Source organism: Micromonospora sp. NPDC049580 (genome assembly GCF_040675595.1).
Taxonomy (GTDB): domain Bacteria; phylum Actinomycetota; class Actinomycetes; order Mycobacteriales; family Micromonosporaceae; genus Micromonospora.
This window is the reverse complement of record NZ_JBFAPG010000469.1, coordinates 1-4,998: the sequence shown is the minus strand read 5'-3', so window position 1 is coordinate 4,998 and position 4,998 is coordinate 1. Positions and strand designations below refer to the sequence as shown.

Here is a 4,998-nt window from a genome sequence, read left to right as displayed (position 1 = left end):
CCCACCATTTTTTCAGTCGTGCGCGCGCCCCCCCCGCCGGCGCCCGCGCCCCCCCCCGACGCACGGTGAATCCGCGTTCCTCCAGATCCGCAACGACGCCTTCCTGACGCTGGCCGAGCACGGCTACCGGTCGATCGCCCTGGAGAGCGACCGGGCCGCGGGACTGCTCGCCGACGCGTTCGTGCAGGGCGGGGCCATGACGCTCGACCGCGCGCTCGCCGAGGGGTTCAGCCACGGGTTCGGCGCCGCGCCGGCCAACCGTGACCTGCTGCTGCGGATGCGCGAGTGGAACGACGGACGGCCCGACGCCGAGCGCCTGAGATTTCATGGCTTCGACGCCCCGCTGGAGATCGAGGGCGCCCCGAGCCCGCGGCGTCACCTGCTGCGGGTGTGCGAATTCCTCGACCTCGACCTCGACCGGTCGGTCGAGATCGACGACCTCGTCGGGGACGAGGCCCGCTGGAGCGACACGGCCGCGATCTGGGAGCCGGGCCGGTCGGTCGGACGCTCGTCCGACGCCCAGCGACTGCGGGTGCTCACCGACGACCTGCTGACCGAGTTGTACCTGCGGGCACACCGACGGCCCGAGGGCTGGCCTGCGGCATTCGTCCACGCCACGTCGGCGGTCGCGGTGCTGCGCTACCACGCGGCGGCCGCGGCGCCACTGGTCCAGGAGGAACGCTTCGCCCACCTGGCCGCGGTCCGGGACGCGCTGATGGCCGAGAACCTGCTCGCGATCCGGGCGGTCGAGGCACACCGTGGACCCACGCTGGTCTTCGCGCACAACACGCACCTCCAGCGCCACCCGAGCACGATGACGGTGGGCGCGAGGGAGGTGTCGTGGGCCGGTGCCGGCGCGATCGTCGGAGCGTTGCTGGGCGAGCGGTACGCGGTGATCGTCGGCAGCCTCGGCGCGAGCCCCGCGCTCGGCATCGACGTGCCTGCCGCGTCGACCTACGAGGGCAGGCTCCAGCAGAAGCTCACCCTCCCCGGGTACGTCCGGGCGGCCGAGATCGGGCCGGCCGAGCGGCGAGCGCACGACTACCGCTACTTCCCGCTGGACCAGGCCACCATCGACCACGCCGACGCGGTGCTGCACATCCCGACCGGCGTCGACGCGACCGTGCTCGCCGACCGGATCCGCGCGCTGCCCGACGTCGAGCAGGTGATGGCGAGCGAGGAGGACGGATCACCCGAGGGCGCCTGGGGCGACCGGTTCTTCTACGTCGGCCCGGACCGCCGCCAGCCGTTCGCCACCATCGTCGAGCACGACGTGCCCGGCTTCGACGAAGCCGCGCAGCTGGACCGCCCCGGCGTCTTCCGCCTCAACCTGGACCTGGGCCGGGCCGAGTTCGAGAGGATGTTCGGCTTCCCACCGAAGGCGTTCGAGGAGCACCGGGACGCCTTCGACTTCGCCCGGCTGGACACGGTCACGCCGCACCCGGGGTACGCCCTGTACGGCTTCGCCAGCATCGTGATGCCGGGGCCGCAGATGCTGCCCGAGATCGACCGGCTGTTGACCGTCGCGCACACCCGGGCGGTCGACCGGCACGAGCGCGCGACCCGCCGAGCGGCCGCGCAGCACGACTGAGCCCGACCGGTGCTCCTGAGCTGGCGGCCCTTCGGGCCCGCGCAGAGGTCGGGCCAGGCGGCCGCCTCGGGCCCGCACAGATCGGTCAGGCGGCCGCTTCGGGCTCGCGAGATCGGTCAGGCGGCCGCTTCGGGCTCGCGCAGGTCGAGCCAGTCGGCCCAGCGCGGGTCCGGAGCGCGGTGCCCGAGGACCCGCCAGGCGGTGCCCTTCGGCGCGGTCGGCAGGGCGTGCAGCCGCCAGCCCAGCTCCGCCGGGGTCTTGTCGCCCTTGGTGTGGTTGCACCGGGCGCACGCGGCGACCACGTTCTCCCAGGCGTGCCGGCCACCCCGGCTGCGCGGGAAGACGTGGTCGATGGTCTCGGCCGGCCCTCGGCAGTAGGCGCACCGCCAGCCGTCCCGGGCGAAGATCGCTCGGCGGGACAGCCCGACGTGGGTGCGGTAGGGCACCCGGACGAAGCGGGTCAGACGGACCACCGACGGAACCGGCAGCGCGTCGCGGGCGCTGTGCAGGATGCCGTCACCGTCGGCGACGCAGACGGCCTTGGCGGAGAGGACGAGGATCGCGGCGCGTCGCACCGACACGACACACAGGGGCTCGTAGGTGGCGTTGAGGACCAGCGCGCCGGAGCCCACCGTGGGTCGTATGTCAGGCATCGCGCTCACCCTCCCGGTTCAGCGGCTGCTGCGAACGCCGCCGACCGGAGTTGGGCACGAGGGCCCGCACCGTCGACGCCCGCTCGATCACCGACGTCCGTTGCGCCAATAGTCCCTGATCGGACCCCGGATTGCACGTACTAATCCGGGGTCGGACGTGAAGCTCTTTCCCGCACCTGTCACGATGGCCGGTTCGCCCCGGTCCGACCCGGCGCTCGGGCGCATCTCACCCGGCCGGTGGGTCGGCGGCGGCCGGTCCGGGGCGTTGCGGTACGAAGACAGGGTGAGTGCCGCCAGCGAAACGCCCCTTGCCCTGTCCGACGCCGTGTCGGTGAACTGTCAGGGCAGCACCTCCTGCGAGTGGATCTACGGGATCACCAGGTCGGAATGGTTCGCCGAGGGCAGCTACTGGATCCTGCTCAAGCCGCTGCGGGTGCTGTTGATAGTGGCGCTGGCGATGGTGGCCCGCTGGGCGCTGCACCGGACGATCGACCGACTGGTCCGGACGACCACCAACGGCGCCGTGCCGACCATGCTGCGGCCGCTGCGCGAGCGGGTGCCCACGGCCGCGGTAGACCCGGCCGAGTTCGTGCCGGAGCGCCGCCGGCAACGGGCCGAGGCGATCGGCTCGGTGCTGCGCAGCCTGACCACCGCGTTCGTCTTCGGCATCGCGCTGCTGATGATCCTGCGCGAGTTCAGCTTCGACCTCGCCCCGCTGCTGGCCAGCGCCGGGATCGCCGGCGTCGCCCTGGGCTTCGGCGCGCAGAGCCTGGTCAAGGACCTGATCGCCGGGCTCTTCATGCTCATCGAGGACCAGTACGGCGTGGGCGACAACGTCGACCTGGGCGAGGCGACAGGTGTCGTGGAGTCGGTGGGGCTGCGGGTCACCACGGTCCGCGACGGACGCGGCGTGCTCTGGTACATCCGCAACGGCGAGATCATCCGGGTGGGCAACAAGAGCCAGGGCTGGGCGCTGGTGGTCGTGGACCTGCCGATCGGCTTCAGCGGTACGGAGGATGCCAGCGCCGTGCTGCGGACGGCCGCCGCCTCGGTGGCGCTGGACCCGGAGCTGTCGCCGGAGATCGTGGAGGCCCCGGAGGTGCTGGGTGTCGAGCAGATGACGGTGGATGGCGCCGTGATCCGTACGGTGGTGAAGACGACGGCCGACGGCCAGTTCGCGGTGAGCCGGGAGCTGCGCCGCAGGCTGGCGGAGGCGCTGGAGAACTCGGGGATCACCGCGCAGATCGCCGCCGCCCGCATCTATCCCGGTGTGTCGAGCCGGCCGTTGCCGGAGGGTGAGACCGGCCAGGGCGGCGCCACCTGACACCGGCGAGACTGGCCGGCAATACAGGGGTCGCCAGCCGCCCGGCCCCTGGAGTATCGTCCGTTCGTTCAGTCGGGGATGCGACGAACGATCCGTTCGCCCTAGCTAGTTGTCAGACGATCGGGCAGAATCCGGAGCACGCGTTCCCGCCGGAGCGTGGTCACATCCTCGCTGATCCGTAGATCTGACGAGTGTTCCCGGCCCGGCCGCCACGAGCTGCCGTTCCGGGGGCCGATGGAGGCGACGGTGCCCGACGAGCGACCTTCCGCGGAAGGCCCGGCCACTTTTCGCGAAGTGTTCGCCCAGCGCGAGTTCCGGGCCGTCTTCGCGGCCGGGGCTCTCTCCTGGGTCGGTGACTACGTCGCCAAGGCCGCCGTGACCCTCCTCGTCTACCAGCAGACCAGGTCCGTCGCGCTCTCCGCCGCCGCGTTCGCGGTCAGCTACCTGCCGTGGCTGCTGGGTGGCCCGCTGCTCGCCGCCCTGGCCGAGCGGCACCCGTACCGCAGGGTGATGGTGGCGTGTGACGTCATCCGGATGGCGCTGATGCTGCTCATCGCCCTCCCCGACCTGCCCGTTCCGGCGCTGCTGGTGCTCATCTTCGCGGCCACGCTCGCCAACCCGCCGAGCCAGGCCGCGAAGTCCGCGTTGATGCCGCAGATCCTCGCCGGGGACCGGCTGGTGGTCGGGTTGTCGCTGAACGCCAGCATCGGTCAGGCGGCCCAGGTCGTCGGCTACCTGCTCGGCGCCGCCGTCGCCTCCATCGACCCGACGGTCGCGCTGCTGTTCAACGCGGTCACGTTCGGCCTCTCGGCGCTGCTGGTCCGCCTCGGCGTGCGGAACCGGCCAGCGACGATGACCAGCGCGCACCGCTCTCACCTGCTCCGGGAGACCGCCCAGGGGTTCCAGATCGTGTTCGGCACGCCGGTGCTGCGGGCCATCGCGGTGCTGGTGTTCAGCGCGCTGCTGTTCTCGATCGTTCCGGAGGGGCTGGCCGCGGCCTGGGCCAACAAGGGCTCCTCCGGCGGCATGGCCCCGGGCACCGCGCAAGCGGTGATCATGGTCGCCAACCCGGTGGGCTACGTCCTGGGTGGGCTGCTGGTGAGCCGGCTGTTCGGCCCGACCCGCCGACTGGCCCTGATGCGGCCCCTCGCGGTGTTCTCCCCGCTGGTGCTGGTGCCGGCACTGTTCGACCCTCCACCGCTGGTGGTGGCGATGCTGGCCGCCCTGTGCGGGTTCGCGGTCGCCGGGATGATGCCGATGGCCAACGGGCTCTTCGTCCAGGCGCTGCCGGACGGATTCCGGGCCCGCGCGTTCGGCGTGATGGCCACCGGCGTCCAGGTCATCCAGGGTCTCGCGGTGCTGGTCACCGGGCTGCTCGCCGAGCGGTTCTCCATTCCGGTGGTGGTGGGGGTCTGGAGCGCCGCCGGGGT

Annotated in this window: 4 protein-coding genes; 3 read left to right on the top strand and 1 reads right to left on the bottom strand. The window is 72.3% G+C overall.

Annotated elements, in window-relative coordinates; genetic code table 11:
* On the top strand, positions 1-1,591 hold a 1,591-nt coding region (locus AB0J68_RS27035; protein WP_363941123.1), incomplete at its 5' end, for a DUF6194 family protein.
* A gap of 116 nt (positions 1,592-1,707) precedes the next feature.
* On the opposite strand, the gene AB0J68_RS27030 is transcribed toward AB0J68_RS27035, so the two are convergent.
* Positions 1,708-2,244 carry an HNH endonuclease gene (locus AB0J68_RS27030; protein WP_354860605.1) on the bottom strand — a complete coding sequence of 179 codons (537 nt, stop codon included), beginning with the start codon at positions 2,242-2,244 and terminating at the stop codon, positions 1,708-1,710.
* A gap of 265 nt (positions 2,245-2,509) precedes the next feature.
* Between AB0J68_RS27030 and AB0J68_RS27025 the strand changes: the two genes are divergently transcribed.
* Entirely contained in the window at positions 2,510-3,568 is a 1,059-nt protein-coding gene (locus AB0J68_RS27025) for a mechanosensitive ion channel family protein (protein ID WP_363941126.1), read from the top strand.
* A 234-nt stretch (positions 3,569-3,802) separates the two neighbouring features.
* A partial coding sequence (locus AB0J68_RS27020) for an MFS transporter (RefSeq protein ID WP_363941120.1) occupies positions 3,803-4,998 on the top strand: 1,196 nt, incomplete at its 3' end.

Coding starts and splice junctions, on each gene's coding strand:
- AB0J68_RS27030 (WP_354860605.1), bottom strand. CDS start 2,244: ATGCCTGACATACGACCCACGGTGGGCTCCGGCGCGCTGGTCCTCAAC.